Annotated in this window: 22 protein-coding genes and 4 tRNA genes; 19 read left to right on the top strand and 7 right to left on the bottom strand. The window is 39.6% G+C overall.

Annotated features, from left to right (window positions below):
• Positions 1–109 precede the first annotated feature (109 nt).
• The gene (locus A7P54_RS08375; protein ID WP_004801562.1) at positions 110–493 is read left to right on the top strand and encodes an SCP2 sterol-binding domain-containing protein; all 384 of its coding nucleotides are present in this window, start codon (positions 110–112) and stop codon (positions 491–493) included.
• A gap of 56 nt (positions 494–549) precedes the next feature.
• On the opposite strand, the gene A7P54_RS08370 is transcribed toward A7P54_RS08375, so the two are convergent.
• Positions 550–1659, bottom strand: coding sequence for a transglycosylase SLT domain-containing protein (locus A7P54_RS08370; RefSeq protein ID WP_171549291.1), 1110 nt, complete (start codon positions 1657–1659; stop codon positions 550–552).
• 374 nt (positions 1660–2033) lie between these two features.
• On the opposite strand from A7P54_RS08370, the gene greB reads away from it, so the two are divergent.
• Together greB and A7P54_RS08360 are read left to right on the top strand one after the other, a co-directional pair.
• A complete protein-coding gene (greB, locus tag A7P54_RS08365; RefSeq protein WP_005184373.1) occupies positions 2034–2522 on the top strand; it encodes a transcription elongation factor GreB in 489 nt (162 codons plus the stop codon).
• 96 nt (positions 2523–2618) lie between these two features.
• Positions 2619–2708 (top strand) — tRNA-Ser (locus tag A7P54_RS08360).
• Positions 2709–2758: 50 nt separating this feature from the next.
• Here the strand turns inward: A7P54_RS08360 and A7P54_RS08355 are convergent.
• Complete coding sequence (locus A7P54_RS08355; RefSeq protein WP_171549290.1) at positions 2759–3355, bottom strand: LysE/ArgO family amino acid transporter; 597 nt, start codon at positions 3353–3355, stop codon at positions 2759–2761.
• A 381-nt stretch (positions 3356–3736) separates the two neighbouring features.
• On the opposite strand from A7P54_RS08355, the gene A7P54_RS08350 reads away from it, so the two are divergent.
• Entirely contained in the window at positions 3737–4900 is a 1164-nt protein-coding gene (locus tag A7P54_RS08350; protein WP_171549289.1) for an MFS transporter, read from the top strand.
• Between the two features lie 115 nt (positions 4901–5015).
• A complete protein-coding gene (locus tag A7P54_RS08345) occupies positions 5016–5903 on the top strand; it encodes an ArgP/LysG family DNA-binding transcriptional regulator (RefSeq protein ID WP_171549288.1) in 888 nt (295 codons plus the stop codon).
• Positions 5904–6071: 168 nt separating this feature from the next.
• Here the strand turns inward: A7P54_RS08345 and A7P54_RS08340 are convergent, their stop codons facing one another.
• Positions 6072–6407 carry a hypothetical protein gene (locus A7P54_RS08340; protein ID WP_171549287.1) on the bottom strand — a complete coding sequence of 112 codons (336 nt, stop codon included), beginning with the start codon at positions 6405–6407 and terminating at the stop codon, positions 6072–6074.
• A 301-nt stretch (positions 6408–6708) separates the two neighbouring features.
• Here A7P54_RS08340 and A7P54_RS08335 point away from each other — a divergent pair, with 301 nt between their 5' ends.
• From A7P54_RS08335 to A7P54_RS08325, 3 genes are all read left to right on the top strand, one after another.
• Positions 6709–7119 carry a J517_1871 family lipoprotein gene (locus A7P54_RS08335; protein WP_004801512.1) on the top strand — a complete coding sequence of 137 codons (411 nt, stop codon included), beginning with the start codon at positions 6709–6711 and terminating at the stop codon, positions 7117–7119.
• A 73-nt stretch (positions 7120–7192) separates the two neighbouring features.
• Positions 7193–7816 carry a MarC family protein gene (locus A7P54_RS08330; protein WP_004801510.1) on the top strand — a complete coding sequence of 208 codons (624 nt, stop codon included), beginning with the start codon at positions 7193–7195 and terminating at the stop codon, positions 7814–7816.
• 217 nt (positions 7817–8033) lie between these two features.
• Positions 8034–8555 (top strand): acyl-CoA thioesterase, encoded by a 522-nt coding sequence (locus A7P54_RS08325; protein ID WP_004801507.1) that lies wholly within the window; start codon positions 8034–8036, stop codon positions 8553–8555.
• A 139-nt stretch (positions 8556–8694) separates the two neighbouring features.
• Here the strand turns inward: A7P54_RS08325 and A7P54_RS08320 are convergent, their stop codons facing one another.
• The gene (locus tag A7P54_RS08320; RefSeq protein ID WP_004801506.1) at positions 8695–8889 is read right to left on the bottom strand and encodes a hypothetical protein; all 195 of its coding nucleotides are present in this window, start codon (positions 8887–8889) and stop codon (positions 8695–8697) included.
• A 479-nt stretch (positions 8890–9368) separates the two neighbouring features.
• On the opposite strand from A7P54_RS08320, the gene A7P54_RS08315 reads away from it, so the two are divergent.
• The 7 genes from A7P54_RS08315 to pgaD all read left to right on the top strand — a co-directional run bounded on the left by A7P54_RS08315 (position 9369) and on the right by pgaD (position 16095).
• Entirely contained in the window at positions 9369–10394 is a 1026-nt protein-coding gene (locus A7P54_RS08315) for a GTP-binding protein (RefSeq protein WP_171549286.1), read from the top strand.
• 54 nt (positions 10395–10448) lie between these two features.
• Positions 10449–10979, top strand: coding sequence for a YaeQ family protein (locus tag A7P54_RS08310; protein ID WP_004801500.1), 531 nt, complete (start codon positions 10449–10451; stop codon positions 10977–10979).
• Positions 10980–11009: 30 nt separating this feature from the next.
• A complete protein-coding gene (locus A7P54_RS08305) occupies positions 11010–11351 on the top strand; it encodes an FKBP-type peptidyl-prolyl cis-trans isomerase (protein WP_004652009.1) in 342 nt (113 codons plus the stop codon).
• A 368-nt stretch (positions 11352–11719) separates the two neighbouring features.
• The gene (locus A7P54_RS08300; RefSeq protein ID WP_004801498.1) at positions 11720–12121 is read left to right on the top strand and encodes a hypothetical protein; all 402 of its coding nucleotides are present in this window, start codon (positions 11720–11722) and stop codon (positions 12119–12121) included.
• A 255-nt stretch (positions 12122–12376) separates the two neighbouring features.
• Positions 12377–14374, top strand: a complete 1998-nt coding sequence (gene pgaB / locus A7P54_RS08295) for a poly-beta-1,6-N-acetyl-D-glucosamine N-deacetylase PgaB (RefSeq protein ID WP_171549285.1) — start codon at positions 12377–12379, stop codon at positions 14372–14374.
• A 13-nt stretch (positions 14375–14387) separates the two neighbouring features.
• Positions 14388–15644 (top strand): poly-beta-1,6-N-acetyl-D-glucosamine synthase, encoded by a 1257-nt coding sequence (gene pgaC, locus A7P54_RS08290; RefSeq protein ID WP_004801493.1) that lies wholly within the window; start codon positions 14388–14390, stop codon positions 15642–15644.
• Positions 15645–15678: 34 nt separating this feature from the next.
• Complete coding sequence (pgaD, locus tag A7P54_RS08285) at positions 15679–16095, top strand: poly-beta-1,6-N-acetyl-D-glucosamine biosynthesis protein PgaD (RefSeq protein WP_004801491.1); 417 nt, start codon at positions 15679–15681, stop codon at positions 16093–16095.
• A 141-nt stretch (positions 16096–16236) separates the two neighbouring features.
• Here pgaD and A7P54_RS08280 read toward each other — a convergent pair.
• Positions 16237–16322 (bottom strand) — tRNA-Leu (locus tag A7P54_RS08280).
• Between the two features lie 213 nt (positions 16323–16535).
• On the opposite strand from A7P54_RS08280, the gene A7P54_RS08275 reads away from it, so the two are divergent.
• A complete protein-coding gene (locus A7P54_RS08275; RefSeq protein WP_171549284.1) occupies positions 16536–18296 on the top strand; it encodes an alkaline phosphatase D family protein in 1761 nt (586 codons plus the stop codon).
• Positions 18297–18422: 126 nt separating this feature from the next.
• On the opposite strand, the gene A7P54_RS08270 is transcribed toward A7P54_RS08275, so the two are convergent.
• Together A7P54_RS08270 and A7P54_RS08265 are read right to left on the bottom strand one after the other, a co-directional pair.
• Positions 18423–18508 (bottom strand) — tRNA-Leu (locus tag A7P54_RS08270).
• Positions 18509–18516: 8 nt separating this feature from the next.
• Positions 18517–18590, bottom strand: a tRNA-Cys gene (locus A7P54_RS08265).
• A gap of 152 nt (positions 18591–18742) precedes the next feature.
• Here A7P54_RS08265 and folD point away from each other — a divergent pair.
• The 3 genes from folD to A7P54_RS08250 all read left to right on the top strand — a co-directional run bounded on the left by folD (position 18743) and on the right by A7P54_RS08250 (position 20741).
• The gene (folD, locus tag A7P54_RS08260; protein WP_004652016.1) at positions 18743–19591 is read left to right on the top strand and encodes a bifunctional methylenetetrahydrofolate dehydrogenase/methenyltetrahydrofolate cyclohydrolase FolD; all 849 of its coding nucleotides are present in this window, start codon (positions 18743–18745) and stop codon (positions 19589–19591) included.
• A gap of 51 nt (positions 19592–19642) precedes the next feature.
• On the top strand, positions 19643–20311 hold the full coding sequence (locus A7P54_RS08255; protein ID WP_004801487.1) for a 50S ribosomal protein L11 methyltransferase: 669 nt from the start codon (positions 19643–19645) through the stop codon (positions 20309–20311).
• 145 nt (positions 20312–20456) lie between these two features.
• Complete coding sequence (locus tag A7P54_RS08250; RefSeq protein ID WP_005322836.1) at positions 20457–20741, top strand: GNAT family N-acetyltransferase; 285 nt, start codon at positions 20457–20459, stop codon at positions 20739–20741.
• The last annotated feature ends 34 nt before the right edge of the window (positions 20742–20775 follow it).

Genomic DNA, 20775 nt, shown 5'->3' with positions numbered 1-20775 from the left:
GCCTAAAATAAAAATTACATGCTATAACAGGGCACGAGCAAATTGCTTCATGAGATGTCGTCTGGATAGATGGCACAAGAAATTGAACAAATACATTTGAGGAATAATCATGGCTGCATTTTTAACTGATGATTGGTTTGCAACTGTTGAAAAACTTACTGCTGAAGCAGGTGATTTAAACTTGCCACCAGCACTTGCGAATTTAGCGATTAACTTGGTTGTAACAGATGCAGCTGGTAATACAGAGTTGGCTTTAGATGCGGGTAAAATCCAAAAGGGTTTATCTTCAAATGCTAAAACAACTTTGAACATGGATGCTGAAACTTTACGTAAAGTATTCTTGGAATTTGATATGGCTGCTGCGATGCAAGCATTCATGACTGGTAAAATCAAAGTGCAAGGCGATATGTCTCAACTTATGGCTTTACAAACAGCGAAGCCAAGCCAAGAGCAAAAAGATTTATTCAAGAAAGTACTTGAGCTTACTGCTTAATTCTTCCTGAATAAAAAAAGCTTACCCAGAGGTAAGCTTTTTTTATATCTATTCAGTTATACATCAATACGGCTATTGGTCTTGAGATGTTCTAAATAGGTACGAATACGCGTCACATATTGTACGGCTTGTTTATAGCGACCATTTCGAGCTTGGTTACGCTGTAAATAGTCATATAAATTGACCCACTGATTTGGGTCTTTGCCTTGTGCACGAATACGTTTCTGAATCTGGCTGACTGCACCAGGACCCATATTGTATGCAACCAAAGCATACCAGTTACGGTCTGGATAAGGCACATTGCCAAATTGATCTAACATCAGATCAAAGTACTTTGCACCACCTTGAATACTTTGCAGTGGATCTGAGCGATTGCTTACACCCATCGCTTTGGCTGTGCTGTTGGTCAACATCATTAAACCACGTACGCCAGTGGGAGAAACTGAGCTTGGTTTAAGATAAGACTCTTGATAGCCAATTGCTGCGAGTAAGTGCCAATCTAAATTGTATTTAGATGCGCTTTGCTTAAAGCTGGCCTTATAAATCGGTAAGCGTTGTTTCAAATCTCTTTGAATCGTAGACCAAGACTCTGGTTTAACCACATTGCGGTTATAGAATGAGGCCAATTGCTGGGTTGTACCCGATTGCTTACTTTGACAGATAAAACCACTCGCCGTGAGTGTAAGGGGATCATCAGCTTGCTTAAACACCCAGTTTAACTGAGGATTTAAACCATTTTTGCTTAAGCTTGCTTGATCGCCACAACTTGCTGAAAATGAAACCAGTTGTTTATTTTCAATCGCAGCCAGATTGGCTGTTGTCATGGCAATGTTCGCTTTACCTTGAGCAACCCATTTCAATGCCGTGGCATTGTCAGGAACGGTTTTGAAATCAAGCTTTACATTTAAGCTTTGTGCGTAATTACGCACGAGATCATAACCAAAACCATGTTGGAATTGACCGTCTTTAAAGACTGTGGTTGGGCTTTCAACTGCAACGACAGTTAAAACGTTGGTATTCACAACCGTATTGTATTGATGTGATTTTTCAGCATTCAAGCTATTGAAAGGAAGGATTGCAACTCCTAACGCTAAAGCTTGAAAAGGTCGTTTGGAAGATAAAGAGTTAAGGCTAGGCCTCGACCCAGAACTTGAATTACTGTGCATGTTGTCTCCGCTACAGGTAATTTATGCCCAAAAAGTTCAGCAAAACACTGCCTTAACTTTTAAAAGTTGATAAATTCAATAAGGGTGGGCAAGTCATGAACGTCATTCAGTAATGACATTGAGTTAAAGGGAAAGATGGTACAAATGTTTCACAACATTTACAAAGTGTATAAAAAATAAACAAAAACAAACTTAGGGGCGCATATTAAGCGGCAAAACTAAGAATGTCAAATTTTGCACAATAAAAAATTGAGAGTTACATCACAAACCTATGATTTGGAAAAGAATAAAATTTATACACTTTAGTGGTGGTGAAATAAGGCATACAATGCAAAAACTTGTAAATGGACTGTTGTATTAACGTATTTGGGCTTATGAAATCGAATTTAATTACACGTAATGGACATGACCTTTTGGTTGCTGAGCTAAAAAAGCTTTGGCATGACGAACGTCCTGAAATAACTAAAAAAGTAAACTGGGCGGCAAGCCTTGGTGATCGTTCTGAAAATGCTGATTATCAATATAATAAACAAATACTTAGAAAAATAGATCGTCGGGTTCGTTACTTAGGAAAACGTTTAGAAGAATTAAAAATTGTCGATTATGTACCTGAGCAGGAGGGGAAGGTCTACTTTGGTGCTTGGGTGGAAATTGAAAATGATGCAGGGGAACAAAAAAAATTGCGTCTCGTTGGTGTCGATGAAATCTACGATCATCATCCGCAACATATTTCGATTGAGTCACCTATGGCGCGTGCTTTACTGGGGAAACAAGTGGATGATGAGGTTGAAGTGCATACGCCGTTGGGAAAAAAACTGTGGTATATCAACTCAATTCGCTATGAAAAACCTGAAAATGCTTAAAATTACAGAGTGTTGATTTTATTTTGAGCGGTTGATGCATTATTTTGAATAAAAGATTTGCCAAGTTGAACTTTTATTTATATGATAGCCGCCATTGGAAGCGTGGCAGAGCGGTTTAATGCACCGGTCTTGAAAACCGACGAGGGTGTGAGTCCTCCGTGAGTTCGAATCTCACCGCTTCCGCCAAATACGAAAAAGCCCTTATGAAAATAAGGGCTTTTTTATTTCTCTGTATTTTAGATTAACAACTTGGTTGCAATCGCCCACATCATCAGTCCAACAACAATATCTAGAATTCTCCATGAACTGGCCTTTTTAAACCAAGGCAATAAAACTCTTGCGCCATAGCCTAAAGCGAAAAAGAAAATCCATGAAGAAAGTATGGTTCCTGCTGCAAACAAATATAGATGATCTGCAAACTGAACTGAAATCGAACCAACCAGAATCACGGTGTCTAGATAGACATGTGGATTCAGCCAGGTGAAGGCCAAGCACATTCCAATGATTTTAAGCAATGAGTCTTTTTCAATTTCACTGGGGTTGAGTGATGAGCTATTGTTGATGGCTGAGTAAAAATTTCGAAGTCCATATAAAAATAGAAAAGCAGCACCAAAGTATTTGGCAATGGTAACGATCAAAGGGAAGTCAATCACGATTTTTGAAAAGCCCATGACCCCTAAATAAATCAAGATAGAATCCGAAAGTGCACAGATCAGACACACCCAAAAAACATGCTGTTGCTTTAAGCCTTGTTTTAGAACAAAAGCATTCTGCGCGCCAATGGCTAAAATTAAAGAAAAGCCAATACCAAGCCCATAGAAAAATGCAGTCATATTTTGGTTCCTCAATCATATAGGGTGGTTTGTGCTGGAAAACAACGTGCATATGCTTAGGCAAAGGCAGTTCGTCTAACGCTTAGATCAAGTGTTAGATGCTTTTTTTCCATTAAAAATTTACTGTTTGCTATTATCTTTTTTTATTTATAAAAGTCAGTAAAATTAAGATTGTTTTGGTTTGGCTAAATTTTTTTAAGGTTTAGCGGTCGGGCGATGTAACAAAGCTGCTTAATCTCGTTGTCCGAATTACCCCCCTTATTTTTTAAATATTGCCCTTATTTTCAGAATCGTTTTAGATCAAAATTAAAAACAATCGACACAGGAAGTGCTCGAGGAAATATCCAGATAAATATTTAAAAATAATGCAGTGAGTTAGGCATGGACCTCAATCATAATATTCATAATGAAAACAATCTGATGCTCAGCAAAACACGAAAAGTGATTGCACTTGGTTTTGCCACACAAGGCCTTGGCTATGCGACCGTAATGACGGCACTCCCCACAATAAAAGGTCGATTCAGACTTTCAGATGATCAGTTATCGCTAATTATTCTAGGGGTATGCATTGCAGCAGCGCTCGGTTCAATTTTAGCTGATCGTATCGCAGTCAAGCTTGGCTCACGACTTGCTGTTGTGACTGGCTTTATTTTTGAAGGGATAGGAATAGCAATTGCTGCATTGAGTCCAAATGTAATCCTCATGATTGCGAGTTTTTTGCTTTATGGACTTGGATTAGGCTGTTTAGATGCAGCACTGAATATGCAAGCAGTTATCATGGAACAACGGCTTGGTAAAAGTGTATTTGGTGGTTTCTTTGCTTGTTATACCGCGGCGGCATTTTTAGGGGCATTAATTATGTCAGCCACGGTTTCAACGACATTTGGAGCAACGACAGCATTATGCATTGCAGTGGCGATTGCCTTTATCACCTCGCAACTCTCTAAGCGCTGCTTATTTCAGCAAAAACAATCCTCAGATATACATCTGCAAGATAAGCCAGCGATTCCATATCAACAACTTCTTATTTTTGGGCTGATTATTTTAATTGTGTTCACTGTCGATTCTGCAATCAGTACATGGAGTTCAATTTATCTCAAAGATGTTTTGGCAAGTTCGGCAACGATTGCTCCTTTAGGGTATGCCGCTTATCAAATTGGAATTCTACTCACACGCTTAAGTCTTGATTATTTGCTGCAATTTAAAACAGCGACATGGATTGCTTTAGTTACACTCCTGATCGGGGCATTCGGATGTGTATTGTCTGGAATCAGCCATTCATTAGTGACCGTTATTTTGGGTTTTGCATTGGCTGGTGTTGCCGTAGGTGCTTTGGTTCCACTTACATATTCTGCTGTAGGTCGTTTGGATGAAAGCCGACGAGATGAAATTATTGCTCGTGTTAATATTTTTAATTATGGCGGCGCAGTAGCGGGGGCTGTCATCGTTGGGCTGCTGGCAACGCCTTTTGGTTATGCGCCGTCCTTTATTGGTTTGGCATTTGCTTTACTCAGTATTATCTATTTAAGAAAAAGACTGGTTTGATCTATATCAATCAGGACAAAGATATTTTGTGCTGGTTATGATCATCTTTTTTTATTTTTAAAATTTAGTAAGATTAAGGTTGTTTAGATTTTCCTAAATTTTTCTAAGGTTCTTTATGCTGGACAATAAACAATGTGAAGCCTTCTTTGCAGTTGCTGAACATGGAAGCTTCGAACAAGCAGGCGCCAAACTTTGTATTACTGCATCAGCAGTGACATTGAGGGTGCAAGCACTTGAAAAAGAATTAGGTCAACTACTGCTGATTCGGGGTCGTCCTTGTATTTTAACACAAGCAGGTCAGCAGATCTTCGAACACATACAGCACATCCGACGTTTAGAACAAAACTTACTTCATGGCTTGATTGGTGGAGGAGAATCACATTTTTTCAAGACTGTGATTGGTTCAAATGAAGACTCTCTAGCAACATGGTTACTTCCTGCACTAAAGGATGTGTTACTCAAAGAAAAGATTGTGATTGAGCTGAGAACAGATGACCAGTCTCATACCTATTCATTATTAGAAAAGGGGACGGTAAGTGCCTGTATTTCAATTGAAGATCAACCCATGCGTGGTTGCCGTGCGCAATATTTAGGTTTGATGCGTTATCAAATGATGGCGACAGCGCAATTTAGACGGAAATGGTTTGCAGAAGGCGTTCATCGAGAAACTTTACGTGCTGCACCTGCGATTATTTTTAATGAAAAAGACCGTATGCATTTTGATGTTCTGGAAAAAAACTATGGATTGATGAAAGGTACTTATCCTTGTCATTTAATTCCATCATCAGAGTCTTTTGTGACCGCCATTAAATTGGGGTTAGGCTATGGCATGGTGCCCGAGCTGCAACTGAATATTGAAAATAAAGCAGAAGTATTGGTTGGGTTATTGCCTGATATTAGCGTTGATATTCCACTGTATTGGCATCATTGGAATCAACAATCAAAGCCATTACAGCTTTTGACAGAGCATATTGTAAATCACGCTCGATTAATTTTGGCCTAAGATGAGAGAATAACAATAAAAATTATTATATCGTGTATAGAGCAAGATTTTAAATGCATGAGCTAACATTACTTCTAAAACGTTTAATAGGCGAAATTAAAACTAATAAATGTTTAGAAGTAATGTCAAAACTAAAACAAGTCTGAATATTATATTGGGCGGAAATGATTAGAAAATTCTAGAGCTTCCAATATATTGTTTAGAAACATGATTTAAGGCGCTTAATATGCTGCTGGCATCTTTCGTGCTTAATGCCTCATTGAGTTCATGCATATAAGCGACAATTTGTGCTTTAACTTTGTCTGCGAAAACTGGCGTGACAGCTTGATCTTCATAAAGTAGGACATAGTTTTTTGCAAAACCATAAATGAGGAATAAAGCGTTGTGTTCAAGCGGGTGCTCAGCAGCGACAATGGCTTGTTCACATTGATGTTTTAATTGTTGGTAGGCATCCGTTCCATTTGGAAGAGTTTGAAACGTTTCAAATATAGATTGGAAATTCATTTGAATTACTCGCTCAAAAAGAAAATCTACAGATGATTGAACTAAAAATCAAGAAAAATTTATTATTTTTGATGATGAATTATTTATGCATTGATTCAGATTATTTTGCTTTAAAGAATTAAATACTTTATTAGAGGTTTTGGTTTGCTCTCTGAATAAAACTTGAATATAACTGTGATATCACAGATTTATTTAATGTTTTTTACATTTCCAATACTAGTCATATACATGCGGTACAAATCAAAAAAGGCCTTAATATGGGAAAATGGTAACAATTATTTGATTTTGATCGGTTTAGGTAATGGTTGTGAAGAATATTTTACTACCCGCGATTTTGGTATTGGGTTTGGTTGGTTGTACTTCGATCACAACGATGTCTCCTGCTCAATTTAACCAACTCAGTACAACACAGATCCCATTTTCAGGAAGTTGGACCGGTGAAGCGGGTGCTGCATCAGTTGCGTTAAGTCTGAACCGTCAAGGCATTGGGATGCTGTGTATGGATGACCGTAAGGAAGTCATGTCTTATCGGGTAAAGTTGGTTGATAACACCCTATACAGTGATAAAGGGGTTAAGTTTAAAGTCAAAGCGTTGAATAACAGCAAGGCCAACATTCACATGAGTCTATTCGGATTAGGGGTTAATTTTGATCTGAATAAAGATGATGCGTTAAAGAATGCCACTGTGGGGTGTAAGCAAGCCCTAAATTAATTTTGTATTGCGATTCTAAACCTTGCCTGTGATTGCAGGCAGTTAAAATTTTCCGCAGATTAAAGAGACCGTTATGTTTTCTCCTTATATTCATGCGTTTGCATTATTTTTCTCATTGCTCAATCCCTTCCTGATGAGTGTTTACATGGTCGGGATGATCCGTAATACCGATGCAAAGGTATTTAGTAAAGCCTTGATACAGGGCAGTTTGATCGCCTTCGGGGTATTTATTCTATTTGCCTGGGGCGGTGAGAATATTTTTAGTCGCTATTTAAATGTTCGTTTCGAATCTTTTCAAATTTTTGGTGGTCTAATTTTCTTGGTGATCGGTTATCGCTATGTTTTCCAAGGGGCTGAAACCATTGGTGAGATGCGGGGGGCGCCTGAGCATTTGGCGGGTACCATCGCGATGCCATTTATGATCGGTCCAGGCACAATTAGTGCGGCGGTAGTGACAGGGGTAAGTGTACCTTTTACTGGGGCAATAGCTGTTATTGCAATTACCTTGATTCTAACCTGTAGTATTTTGATCCTGATGAAGTTTGGTCATGACCATTTACGCTATAAACATGCAAAATATATCGATCGCTATTTTGATATTGTCGGACGTTTATCTGCTTTACTGATCGGTACGATCGCAATTGATATGATTGTAAACGGTATCATTGGGCTGATTCGTTCAGCTAATCTGAGTTGAATTGTATTAAACCCAGATTCCTACATCTCAGGTATTTTTCAAACATTCTCTTTCTTTTGAGGATGCATTGAATCAAAAATACTTGGGATGTCATTATTTTGAATTAAACAATAACAAGATCATAAAAAGAATTGATGATGTTTTATCGTTTTGCGCATATGTTTATACCCATGAATAAACGATAATAATCATGTTGTATTCTCTATGAGCTCTTCCCATGTATCAATTAGATCAAGCAAACCAAGCACCTGACGACCAGTCAGAGCTGACAATGACCGTTTTGATGACACCTGATATGGCCAACTTTTCAGGTAATGTTCATGGTGGAACGATTTTAAAGCTACTTGATCAGGTTGCTTATGCTTGTGCAAGCCGATACTCAGGCAGCTATGTTGTGACTTTATCTGTTGATCGCGTTAATTTCAAAGAACCAATTTATGTTGGTGAGCTAGTGACCTTTTTGGCCAGCGTGAATCATGTTGGGCGCACTTCGATGGAAATTGGTATTCGTGTTGAAGCGCAAAATATTCAGAAGCGTACCATCCGCCATACCAATACTTGTTATTTCACTATGGTTGCAGTGGATGAACAGCGTAAGCCAAAAGAAGTACCACAATTAAATCTAGATACAGAATGGAAGCGTTGTCGCTTTGAAGCCGCAGAGCAGCGTAAGGCGACACGTTTACAAGAAGTTCATCAGCCTTCATGCAGCATGTTTAAGAAAACCACTCAATGCTAATTTTTTAATGCAGAGCTTATTCAAAAAATAAAAGATCGAACCGCAGCATGGTTCGATCTTTTTTTACATTTGTAATGAAATAAATTTTAAATCATTATAAATGTGGGTCTAAAGGGTCTGGAGGAACCTTAAGATCTGATTAGTTTGTTGGTGCCGGTGTAGATGCAGGTGCTTCAGTTGCTGTTGCATCAGTTGCAGCTTGACCTTGAGTTTCAGGTTGCTCTTGAGTTGAAACAACAACTTTTTCTTCAGTTTGTTGTTCTACTGGTGCTGCAAATGTAGAAGCTGCAGCAAGAGTAAGTGTAGTCGCAAGAACAGTTTTGATAAATTTCATGTTTGGCATCCTTATTTCATTTAAAATAACAACCGCAATAGGAGGATTCGGTTAATCCCAATCTCTCAATTTCGGCATGAGGTCCATGCTATGTGCCAAACGTATTTGCGGCAATGTTCTTAACAATCTATTACGTCTATCTTAACAATATGAAATATTGAATCGCTTTATGTAGTTGCTATGTAAAACATCATGAAGAAATTAAGGATTAAAATGTATGTAAATATGTTTTTATGGTTAAAAAATAATCTATTGTTTTACGTGTTTTAAACACTAGTCTTCATTTTCTAAAAAGTTATTAATTGAATAAACCATTTATATCTTATTTTTAAATAAGATTTTTAGATTTAATATGTGATGAATATCTCCTTATTTTTATTTAATTGCTTTTAAGTCTAATTATAGGGGGAAATCATTCTTTATTTTATTTCATCAATTTTTCGCTTTAGAATGAAATAAATTTTCAATGCGAGTCGATCGTGAAGGTTATTGCTCCCAAAACAGTTCCCACTCATATTATTTCTGGCTTTTTAGGGGCAGGTAAGACCACATTATTGCAGCATTTACTCACTCAAAAGCCTGAGCATGAAGTTTGGGCGATTCTGATGAATGAATTTGGGCAAATTGGGGTTGACCAACAACTGATAACCCAACAGCAAGGTTATGCGGTGAAAGAGCTGTTAGGTGGTTGTTTGTGTTGTAGCAGTCAATTACCGATGCAGATTGCACTTTCTCGCTTACTCAGTGAAAGCAAACCTGATCGATTATTTATTGAACCAACGGGCTTAGGGCATCCTGCACAATTATTGGAGCAATTGACTGAACCGCATTGGCAAACGAGCTTGGCAATGCGAGCTTTGGTGATAGTTGTAGATGGAAGTCGTCTACATGATCAGGATTGGGTCAAACAGAATTTATATAGCGATCAATTAAAAGCGGCTCAAATTGTGGTGTTGTCGCATATCGACTGTATGACAGCAGCAGATCATCAAGCCTATGCGGCTTTAAAACAAGAATATGAAACCTATGTCCAGTATTGGGTTGAAGCCAAAAATGGGCAGGTGGATATGCAACAATTGGATATTCAGCAGCAATCTGTACAACGTAAGATCCAACCCTTATTAAGATTGCAGCAAACACAAGCTATTGAACAGACGCCAGAAATAAAGCAACTCCCTTATCATTATGTTGAAACGGCTCAGGGCTATACGGTCGCAGGTTGGAAATTGCCGAAACGCTGGCAATTTAATTTTCATGATTTATTAGATGTGTTGTGTGCGCAACAAGACTGGGTACGAATTAAAGGAATTTTTAATACCAATCTAGGTTGGAAAAGTTTTAATTTTAATCCGCAGCAGTTTAACTATAAATCGGCTGAGGAGAGCATCGATAATCGAATTGAGGTGATTTGTCAGTCATCACGTGATTGGTTGGCTTTTGAAACAGAATTATTGCAATGCCGTATCGATCCGATTGATGATCAAATCGCATATGCTTCTCAGTAAAATAGAGTATGCTTAGCGCCAAATTTGAGAACACTGTATTTAAGAGTTTAGTTTATGGCGTTAAAAGCAACGATATATAAGGCAGACCTCAATATTGCCAATATGGATGAGCATATCTATGCCGATTATCAGCTCACACTTGCTCAGCATCCTTCTGAAACCATTGAACGTTTAATGGTTCGTATTCTGGCTTATGCACGGTTTGCCGATGAACGTCTAGAGTTCACCAAAGACTTATTTGAAACAGATGAGCCAGCGTTATGGCAAAAAGACCTGACTGGGCTGTTAGAGCAATGGATCGAAGTGGGCTGCCCATCTGAAGATAAAGTGAAAAAGGCCAGTGCACGTTGTAAGAATGTTGCAGTTGTGACTTATGGTTCTCAGTCAGACGATTGGTGGCAGAAAAACACCAAGATTAAAACCTTGAGCAATGTGCAAGTGTGGCAATTGGCCCCACAAACTACGCAGGCACTTGAGGGCTTATGCGAACGTACCATGCAATTGCAGTTGAATATTATGGATGGCGAATGGACTTTGTTAAGTGACAAAGGTCAAGTCGACATTCAGTGGCAACAATTGCAATAATTTTAGTTTGAGTGATGTGGAGAGATAGAAATGAGCGCAGAATTAGAAATCATTGACTTGAAAGTAGGTGAAGGCAAAGAAGCGGTTCGTGGTGCTTTAATCACGACTCATTATACTGGTTGGTTGGAAGATGGAACCAAGTTTGACTCGTCTTTAGATCGTGGCAACTACTTTGAAACTGTGATTGGTACCGGTCGTGTGATTAAAGGTTGGGATCAGGGCATTATGGGCATGCGTGTGGGTGGAAAGCGTAAGCTGATTGTGCCTGCACATTTGGCCTATGGCTCACGTAAAATGGGCAAGATTATTCCAGCCAATGCCAATCTGACTTTTGAAATTGAACTATTTGACGTAAAAACACGCGACGAATGACCAGTTTTGATTGAGTAAATTGAAGCGGTTTGGTTTATTTTTAGACTAAATCGCTTTAAAATCATAAAGATAAAATAATATTGATAATTGTATAATAAGATTTTGATTTTAAAAACATTTCTTTCATCTGAATTTTATTACAGCCCAAGAAAAATATATTGATTCTGTATACAGTCCTGTATATCTTTGAGTTAAAAGAGCAATTTTTCTATGGCCCTTATTGTTAAAGCATCAATCTGTATTTTCAGGGGGTGAAATGTTGTGCTTCAGGTGACTCTAAGTTGATGGGGGTAAGTCAGCTATAGTTCATCGATGATAAAAAATGTCGCAAAAAGTAATGATAAGAATTTGAGTGAGTAGAGGTCGATATGAATGATTATTTGGATATCACTGCATCAGAACTATTAAGAGAGTTAGATCATTTTTTTCTGATTGATACCCATGATGGCGCCCAGACTGGTTTTTGGGTGAATGAAAAAGCGCTGACGGACAAACACTACTGGATGGATGGTGATTATAAGGTTGAAATCCTCAGATCTTTACAGCCTTCGCATCAGTATGCGCCACATGACTATAAAATCACGCGTTTGGCAGTCGGCGAAAATGACAGCAATGTGGTGTTATTGGACTATGATGGGGTGCATAAAAAAATTCAGACTTTCCGCCGTGGTGAATGGGTGAACCGTCTGAATAAATATTTTTATCAAAAAGAGCGCCACTATTTACAGCAACTTGCAGATCATCCTAACTTTCAATTAATACAATATTAATCTCGTATAAGGATGCTTAAATGCCCCTAATTCAAATCTTGAAATAGGGGTTGATGTGCTTACCAAAAAATATTCAATTAAAATGTGATTGATTTCATAAAAAATACATTTAAGTTTATTTTCAGCTTTTAAAATTATAAATACAATCCGTACTTCCAGCTGACCATCAAAAACATCTTATTTGTCCATAAAATTGTAAGATGATGCAGGCATGATCTGCGATCAGCGAATTTCTAATCTTGAGACGATATCTCTATGACAACACGTTTAGTGTCCCCAACTTTAAAAACTGTTTTAGGTCTTGTGTTTGGGGTGGTTGCCTGCACCACAACTTTTGCGGCAAATCCAAAAATTGATGCAACCACATTGACGGTCATTGGGTATCATGAAATCACAGAACGTAAAGATGCCTTGATTCCAAGTTATGCGGTGACAGCCAAACAATTTGGTGAACATATTGATTGGCTAAAAAAGAATGGCTATCACTTTATTAATGTCGACCAACTGATCAAAGCACACCAAGGCAAATATAAATTACCAACGAAACCTATTTTGCTGACGGTGGATGATGGCTATCAGTCGTTTTATCAAAATGCCTATCCGATTATTCGCGCAAAAAAAATTCCAGTGGTGTTGGCTGTCGTCGGATCTTGGTTAGAACCTAAAGCAGACCAGAAAGTTGATTTTGGTGGTGAGCTGATTGAGCGCAATAAAATCTTGAGTTGGGATGAGCTGAAGGAAATGCAGAACAGTGGTTTGGTTGAAATCGCCAGCCACAGTTACCATTTACACCAAGGCATTAATGGCAATCCGCAGGGCAATCTGGAACCTGCTGCGATTACGCGTATTTATGACCCTAAAACCAAGAGCTATGAAAGTGATGCAGCTTATCAAGCCCGTGTTTATCAAGATTTGAAAAAGAATAATGACCTATTAAAAGCACATGGTTTACGTTCACCACGCGTAATGGTCTGGCCGTATGGTCGCTATAATATGCAATTGGTACAAACCTCCAAACAGTTGGGGATGCCGATTACCATTACTTTGGATGATGGAGCAGACCACGCTAAGCAATCGTTACAAAACATGAGCCGTATTTTGATTCAGGGTAATATGTCAACCACGGCCTTGGCACAAGAGATTAAGAACCGTGAATTGAATTTGAATGATAACAATCGACCGCAAAAAATTATGCATGTCGATTTAGACTATATTTATGACCCAGATATCAAGCAGCAAGAACGTAATCTCGATCATCTGATTGACCGTATTAATGGAATGGGCGTAAACACGGTGTATTTACAGGCCTTTTCTGATCCTGATGCCAATGGTTCTGCCGATATGGTGTATTTCCCAAATCGTCATATTCCAATGCGTGCAGACTTATTTAACCGCGTCGCTTGGCAAATCCAGACCCGTACACCAGTTCAGCGTTTATACGCATGGATGCCACTCTTGGCGTGGGAACTGCCTAAGACTGATCCAGTGTCAAAAGATTTAGTGGAAACCCAGCAAGCCAAAGCAGGCGAACATTTGAATATGGGCTATATCCGTCTCAGTCCATTTTCACCACAAGCGCGCCAAACCATTAAAGAAATTTATCAGGATTTAGCTAAATCAACGCCGTTCGATGGCTTGTTGTTCCATGATGATGTGACTTTGTCAGATTATGAAGATGCCAGTCCTGATGCGTTGGCGGCGTATGCCAAACAAGGCTTACCAACTGACCTTGCTAAAATTCGTGATAACGATGCCGACTTGCAAAAATGGACGGCTTATAAAACCAATTATTTAGATGATTTTGCAATGGAGTTGGCGGGAGAGGTTCGTCAGTATCAACCATTCCTAGTGACTGCTCGTAATCTTTATGCGCAGGTGGCTTTAAATGCTTATGCAGAAAACTGGTATGCACAATCTCTAGAGCAATCACTAAATCGCTATGATTTCACTGCGATTATGGCGATGCCATATATGGAACAATCGGACAATCCAGCGAAGTTCTATTCAGACATTATGAATCGCGTGAAGCAGTATCCAAACGGTATTAAAAAGACCGTGATGGAGTTACAGGCGGTAAACTGGCGCAATGACCAAAAAGTGCCGTCTGAAGAAATGGCTGCGACGATTAAGTCCTTATATGAACAAGGTGCAATGCATGTGGCATACTATCCAGATGATCCGATCAAAGGACATCCAGATGTTGAAACCATGCGTAAGGCTTTTGGTCTAAAATCATCTCAATTAGTACCATAGTCGAGTAATGTAGATGAGTTGGATTGCTTTATTGTGGTCATATGCCATTAAGTTTGTTTTTTACTATCCATTATTTATGTCGTATTTATGGATGGTGGGAGCACTCATTTTCTATTGGAGAGAGCGTCAAGATCCTCCCTATCAGCAACCTGCAGCTTTAGCTGAATATCCTAAAGTTGCGGTCTTAGTGCCGTGCTTTAATGAAGGGGATAATGCCGAAGAAACGATAAGCCATGCACTTAAGCTGGATTACCCTAACTTTGAAGTGATCGCGATTAATGATGGTAGCTCTGACAATACGGGTGAAGTATTAGATCGATTGGCGACACAGTATGAAAAATTACGTGTGGTACATCTGGCACAAAACCAAGGCAAGGCAATGGGGCTACAAGCCGGTAGCTTGATGACCGATGCAGAATTCCTGATCGGGATTGATGGAGATGCTCTGCTTGATCCACACGCGGCCAAATGGATGATGCGTCATTTCTTGGAAGATCCAACCGTGGCAGCGGTCACTGGTAATCCGCGTATTCGGACACGTTCGACTTTGCTTGGGCGCATTCAAGTGGGTGAGTTCTCTTCGATTGTCGGTATGATCAAGCGTGCACAACGAACCTTTGGTCGTTTATTTACCGTATCGGGCGTGATTACCGCTTTTCGTAAAAGTGCAGTACATCAAGTTGATTATTGGTCACCGAACATGTTGACTGAAGACATCGACATCACTTGGAAATTACAACGTGCAGGTTGGGATGTCCGCTTTGAGCCAAATGCCTTGGTGTGGATCTTGATGCCAGAAACCTTAAATGGTTTATGGAAGCAGCGTCTACGTTGGGCTATGGGTGGCGCACAGGTCTTGGTTAAAAATATTGATGTGTTTTTAAAGCCTAAACTTAATTTTTTATGGCCTTTGATGTTTGAACTGTGTTTGACACTTGTTTGGTCATATTTGATGCTTATTATGGCGATCATCTGGTTATTGCATTTTATCTTTGCAATTCCAGCACTGGCGGTCGTGAGCTCGCCATTTTTACCTTACGGTAGTGGAATTTTATTGGGGGCGACCTGTTTAATTCAGTTTGCTTTAAGCAAATGGATGGATAGTCGTTATGAACCAAACCTTGGGAAAAATTATTATTGGATGATTTGGTACCCGTTTGTGTTTTGGTTGATCACAATTACTGCTACAATCGTCGCCTTTCCAAAGGTACTGTTGCGTAATGATGAGAAGCGTGCCCGTTGGATTAGCCCAGATCGTGGAATTCGTTGAATCCTAAAGATTCATTTTGCTGAGTAAAAAAGCAATGAAAGCAGACAGCTTGATTATTGATGTACGTCGCCAACTCCCATGGCATAAACGCTACTTCTCGACCACTACCACCGCAATGATGTGGGCAGGGTGGTTATTGTTATGGCGTCCATTTATTTTGGTATGGGTGTTGGTTGAATTACAAAAGACCCATATCGCACAGCGTTTAATGTCCGCATTTGGTGATGGCATTGAGCATGGTGTAACGGCATTGTTTATGTGCGCGGTTGCATTATTGCTTTGGAGTTTGTTACCTGCAAAACGTGTGCATAAAAAGCATGCAGTTGAAAAGACACTCCCTGATTATGCGCGTTATTTCGAATTAGCTGAGCAAGAAATTCAAGCTGGACGTCAGCAGAAGGTGAGTATCGTCCATCATGATGAGAATGGTAAGATTGTTCGCGTAGAATAAGACTTATTGTTCTAAATTAAGAATATCAAATGCCTTAATTTTTAATTAAGGCATTTTTTATGATCTGATCATAAATTTCAGGCATAAAAAAACCAGCTTACGCTGGATTTTTATTTGCACCATCTTTCACTAGTTGGAAGATGGTGCCCGAGGCCAGACTCGAACTGGCACGCTTTGTGGGCGGGGGATTTTAAATCCCCTGTGTCTACCGATTTCACCACTCGGGCATGTGCGCAATAATAGAGGACACTTTAAAACTTGGCAAGAGCAAAACTTGCTATTTGCTTTCTTTTCAATCAATTCATGTGCTTATCTGATGAAAATTAAGCACTGTCATATAACTTTCATGATTCTTTCATCAAACTGAGATCAAAGCTTCATTTAAGCCGATTAATTTAAGTCATTTATTTATAGTGATAAAAGTTAAGGTAGCTATCCAAATGACAGCAAAAATTTCACGACGGGAACTTATTCAAAAAAGTCTATTCGGTTTCGGGGCGTTGTCTTTATCTGCGGGTTTTACAGGATGTAATGACAGTTCGGATCAAGAGACAGCAACATTACAAGTGAATTTTGAACATGGGGTTGCCAGTGGTGATCCTTTACAGGATCGCGTGATCTTGTGGACACGCTTGACGCCAAGTGAGAGTAGTGCGCGTTTGCAAGTGACATGGGAAATTGCTTTAGATCAGCAATTCAAACAAATCATTAAAACCGATAAAGTCACCACAACAGCTTCACAAGATTTTACTGTGAAGGTAGATGCAACAGGTTTAAAACCAGATCAAAGCTATTTCTACCGTTTTATCTTCGGGGATAAAGTTTCACCTGTGGGTCAAACCAAGACTTTGCCAAGCAGTGCGACAAAAGTCAGTTTTGCAGTGTGTTCATGTTCAAACTATCCAGCAGGTTATTTCTATGTATATCGTGAAATGGCCAAGCAAAATGTCGATGTGGTGATCCATTTGGGGGACTATATTTATGAATATGGCGCGGATGGTTATGCAGCAGAAGATGCAGCTAAATTAGGTCGTACGCTTGCTGCAGACAATAATAAAGAAATTATTAAATTGGATGATTATCGCAAGCGTTATGCGCTGTATCGTAAAGACAAAGACTTACAGGCATTGCATCATCGTCATCCATTTATTGTGATTTGGGACGACCATGAGTTAGCCAATGATGCATGGCGAGAAGGGGCGGAAAATCATCAAGCAAATGAAGGTCCGTTCCTTGATCGTAAATTGGCAGCTCTACAGGCCTATTTTGAATGGATGCCGATTCGTCCTGTCGATGATCAACACACCAAGATTTATCGCCAATTCGATTTTGGTAATTTAGTTCAATTAACGATGTTAGATACGCGAATTATTGCACGTGATGAACAGTTGGACTATGCCAACTATATGACAGCGAATGGTTTAGATATTGCAAAATTCCAAGCAGATCTTGCTAATCCAGCACGTACTCTAATGGGCTATACCCAACGTGATTGGCTGATTGGAAAATTGCAACAGTCGACCGCAAACTGGAATGTGCTTGGTCAGCAAATTCTAATGACCAAGATGTTGGTTCCTGCTGAGTTACTGCTTGCTTTAGCTGAAATTACTGCGGGTAATCCGAGCGCAGATACTTTAAATAAGATGAATGCACAAATTACCGAGTTGGTGACTTTAAAAATTCGCTTGCAGAAAGGTGATCCGAATTTAACAGCACAAGAAAAAGCACGTGTTCTGACGGTTGCACCTTATAACCTAGATGCATGGGATGGTTATTTTGCTGAGCGTGAGATTGTATATGGTGCATTGGCGCAATTAAAGAAAAAAGTCGTGGTACTGGCAGGGGATACGCATAACGCTTGGTCGTCAAACTTATATAGTAAAGACGGTGTATTTGTTGGGGTGGAGCTGGCGACCAGTTCTGTGTCTTCACCTGGTTTGGAAAAATATTTAAATATTCCATTAGCGCAGTTACAACAGTTTGAATTTGCATTCACAACATTGATTGATGAGTTGAATTACTGCAATTTAAATCAAAGAGGCTATTTGATTGTTCAATTTGATGCTGCACAAGTGCAATCACAATGGATTTATGTCGATTCGATCAAAAAGCCTGAATATGTGATTGATAAAACACGAGGTTATCAATTAAGTTTGGATAAAAACCTATTGCCCGTGAAAACAGGACAGCAAGTGGCTTAAGTTTCAAAAGTGGGGGAAGCCAAGTCAATGAACTTGGCTTTTTTATGATCTGTCCTTAAATTTTAGACATAAAAAAACCAGCTTACGCTGGATTTTTATTTGCACCATATTTCATTAGCTGAAATATGGTGCCCGAGGCCAGACTCGAACTGGCACGCTTTGTGGGCGGGGGATTTTAAATCCCCTGTGTCTACCGATTTCACCACTCGGGCTTTACCAATGGAGGCGGAGGTCGGAATCGAACCGGCGTACACGGAGTTGCAGTCCGCTGCATGACCACTCTGCCACCCCGCCATCTCTTGGTGATGCACATATTAGCAATCTTTAAAAAAAAAACAATAGTGTTTATTGCGAATATGCACATAAAAACAACATCTAAAAGAATATTGCTCAAATTATCATGTATTATTTACGCAATTGATTCATACCCACTTTGGAGATGCGCTGTGGCATTGGTTTTAGACGGTCGTGCATTAGCAAAACAAATTGAAACGGATTTGTTGGTACGTGTAGAAGCATTAAAAGCAAAATCGGGGCGTACCCCAATCTTGGCAACTATTTTGGTTGGTGATGATGGTGCATCTGCAACTTATGTGCGTATGAAAGGGAATGCTTGCCGTCGTGTTGGCATGGACTCATTGAAAGTTGAGCTTCCAAAAGAAACCACAACTGAACAATTATTGGCTGAAATTGAAAAATTAAATGCCAATCCAGATGTACATGGCATCTTGTTGCAACATCCAGTGCCTGAACAAATTGATGAAAGAGCATGTTTCGATGCGATTTCATTGGCAAAAGATGTGGATGGCGTGACGTGTTTAGGTTTTGGTCGTATGGCAATGGGTGAGGCTGCATATGGTTCAGCAACTCCAGCTGGCATCATGACCATTTTGCAAGAAAACAAAATTGAAATCGCAGGTAAACATGCGGTTGTTGTGGGCCGTTCTGCTATTTTGGGTAAACCAATGGCGATGATGTTATTACAAGCCAATGCAACGGTCACCATTTGCCATTCTCGTACTCAAAACTTGCCAGAATTGGTTAAACAAGCAGATATTATTGTCGGTGCAGTCGGTAAAGCTGAATTGATTCAAAAAGACTGGATCAAACAGGGTGCCGTTGTAGTTGATGCAGGTTTCCATCCACGTGATGGCGGTGGCGTTGGTGATATCCAATTGGTTGGTATAGAAGAAATTGCGTCTGCTTATACCCCAGTTCCAGGTGGTGTGGGGCCGATGACGATTACGACGTTGATTCGTCAAACTGTAGAAGCTGCTGAAAAAGCATTAGCGTAAAGATTATTGATAACCCCTCGCGAAGAGGGGTTTTTTTAGAATTAAACAAATATGAGTTGTACATTTCAATTTGCCAAAGCGCCTGAACATTTGTTGCAGGCCTTGCATCAGGTGATTCCCAATACAGATTTGTTGGCACAACAATTACCTGAAACGCCGATTTCACTTTGGTTAATTCCTCCGGTATTTCCGACCGACCGTTTAGATGATGAAGTAATTCGACGGATTTGGAATGAAACGCCGTACTGGATTTTTTGTTGGGCCTCTGGTCTGGCGATGGCGCAATGGTTATTGGCAGAGCCGCATCATGTTAAAGATAAAGTGGTTCTGGATTTTGGTGCAGGCTCGGGTGTGGTTGCGATTGCGGCAAAAATGGCAGGCGCTAAACGTGTGATTTGTTGTGATATTGATCCTGTGAGTCTGGCATCGTGTCGTGAAAATGCGCTATTGAATGATGTTGAACTCGAGTATCTGGACGATTTGTATCAGTCCGAGCAAGTCGATGTGCTGCTGGCGGCGGATGTATTGTATGACCAATCCAATCGATTCTTTTTGGATGAGTTTTTGAAGTTCGCACCTGAAGTCTGGGTCGCCGATAGTCGAGTCAAAAATTTTAGCCATCCTCAATATCTAAAAATTGACGAACGTAGTGCAAGCACTTGGCCAGATTTGGATGAAGCCAAAGAGTTTAGAAACGTCAGTTTTTACCGAACCAAATAAATATTCCTTATTAAAAAAGAACAATAGTGTTGAGGTTATCAAATCTCAACACTATTGCCTCACCACGCATGCTAAAACATTGAAATGAAATAAACAGATGGCCTTTGGGCTGTTATATAGCAGAATCTTTAAAAAAGGAACGTGTATGAGTATTCAGCAGATTGATGATGGGAAACATGGTGCATTTAAGCTGTTCGAAGGCGAGGTGCTCGCGGGTGAGATGGCATACACTTGGGCAGGAGATAGCATGCTTATTATTGACCATACCGATGTAAGTGATCAATTTCGTGGGCAGGGTGTAGGACATAAGTTGTTAAAGGAGTTGATCGCTTTTGTGCGTGAACGTCAGGTGAAAGTCATTCCTTTATGCCCATTTGCAAAATCGGTGTTTGATAAAGATCTTTCGATTCATGACGTATTGAAAGGGTAGACTGAGTTGGATGTATTCTCAATGATGGAATACA

It is taken from the genome of Acinetobacter sp. Ac_3412 (assembly GCF_013072675.1).
GTDB classification, from domain to species: Bacteria; Pseudomonadota; Gammaproteobacteria; order Pseudomonadales; family Moraxellaceae; genus Acinetobacter; species Acinetobacter higginsii.
The sequence above is the reverse complement of the archived record's forward strand: the minus strand, read 5'-3'. Positions and strand labels throughout refer to the sequence as shown.

Bases quoted from the DNA above. Each gene is read 5' to 3' on its own strand.
- A7P54_RS08375 (WP_004801562.1), top strand. From the start codon at position 110: ATGGCTGCATTTTTAACTGATGATTGGTTTGCAACTGTTGAAAAACTT.
- A7P54_RS08370 (WP_171549291.1), bottom strand. From the start codon at position 1,659: ATGCACAGTAATTCAAGTTCTGGGTCGAGGCCTAGCCTTAACTCTTTA.
- greB (WP_005184373.1), top strand. From the start codon at position 2,034: ATGAAATCGAATTTAATTACACGTAATGGACATGACCTTTTGGTTGCT.
- A7P54_RS08355 (WP_171549290.1), bottom strand. From the start codon at position 3,355: ATGACTGCATTTTTCTATGGGCTTGGTATTGGCTTTTCTTTAATTTTA.
- A7P54_RS08350 (WP_171549289.1), top strand. From the start codon at position 3,737: ATGGACCTCAATCATAATATTCATAATGAAAACAATCTGATGCTCAGC.
- A7P54_RS08345 (WP_171549288.1), top strand. From the start codon at position 5,016: ATGCTGGACAATAAACAATGTGAAGCCTTCTTTGCAGTTGCTGAACAT.
- A7P54_RS08340 (WP_171549287.1), bottom strand. From the start codon at position 6,407: ATGAATTTCCAATCTATATTTGAAACGTTTCAAACTCTTCCAAATGGA.
- A7P54_RS08335 (WP_004801512.1), top strand. From the start codon at position 6,709: ATGGTTGTGAAGAATATTTTACTACCCGCGATTTTGGTATTGGGTTTG.
- A7P54_RS08330 (WP_004801510.1), top strand. From the start codon at position 7,193: ATGTTTTCTCCTTATATTCATGCGTTTGCATTATTTTTCTCATTGCTC.
- A7P54_RS08325 (WP_004801507.1), top strand. From the start codon at position 8,034: ATGTATCAATTAGATCAAGCAAACCAAGCACCTGACGACCAGTCAGAG.
- A7P54_RS08320 (WP_004801506.1), bottom strand. From the start codon at position 8,889: ATGAAATTTATCAAAACTGTTCTTGCGACTACACTTACTCTTGCTGCA.
- A7P54_RS08310 (WP_004801500.1), top strand. From the start codon at position 10,449: ATGGCGTTAAAAGCAACGATATATAAGGCAGACCTCAATATTGCCAAT.
- A7P54_RS08305 (WP_004652009.1), top strand. From the start codon at position 11,010: ATGAGCGCAGAATTAGAAATCATTGACTTGAAAGTAGGTGAAGGCAAA.
- A7P54_RS08300 (WP_004801498.1), top strand. From the start codon at position 11,720: ATGAATGATTATTTGGATATCACTGCATCAGAACTATTAAGAGAGTTA.
- pgaB (WP_171549285.1), top strand. From the start codon at position 12,377: ATGACAACACGTTTAGTGTCCCCAACTTTAAAAACTGTTTTAGGTCTT.
- pgaC (WP_004801493.1), top strand. From the start codon at position 14,388: ATGAGTTGGATTGCTTTATTGTGGTCATATGCCATTAAGTTTGTTTTT.
- pgaD (WP_004801491.1), top strand. From the start codon at position 15,679: ATGAAAGCAGACAGCTTGATTATTGATGTACGTCGCCAACTCCCATGG.
- A7P54_RS08275 (WP_171549284.1), top strand. From the start codon at position 16,536: ATGACAGCAAAAATTTCACGACGGGAACTTATTCAAAAAAGTCTATTC.
- A7P54_RS08255 (WP_004801487.1), top strand. From the start codon at position 19,643: ATGAGTTGTACATTTCAATTTGCCAAAGCGCCTGAACATTTGTTGCAG.
- A7P54_RS08250 (WP_005322836.1), top strand. From the start codon at position 20,457: ATGAGTATTCAGCAGATTGATGATGGGAAACATGGTGCATTTAAGCTG.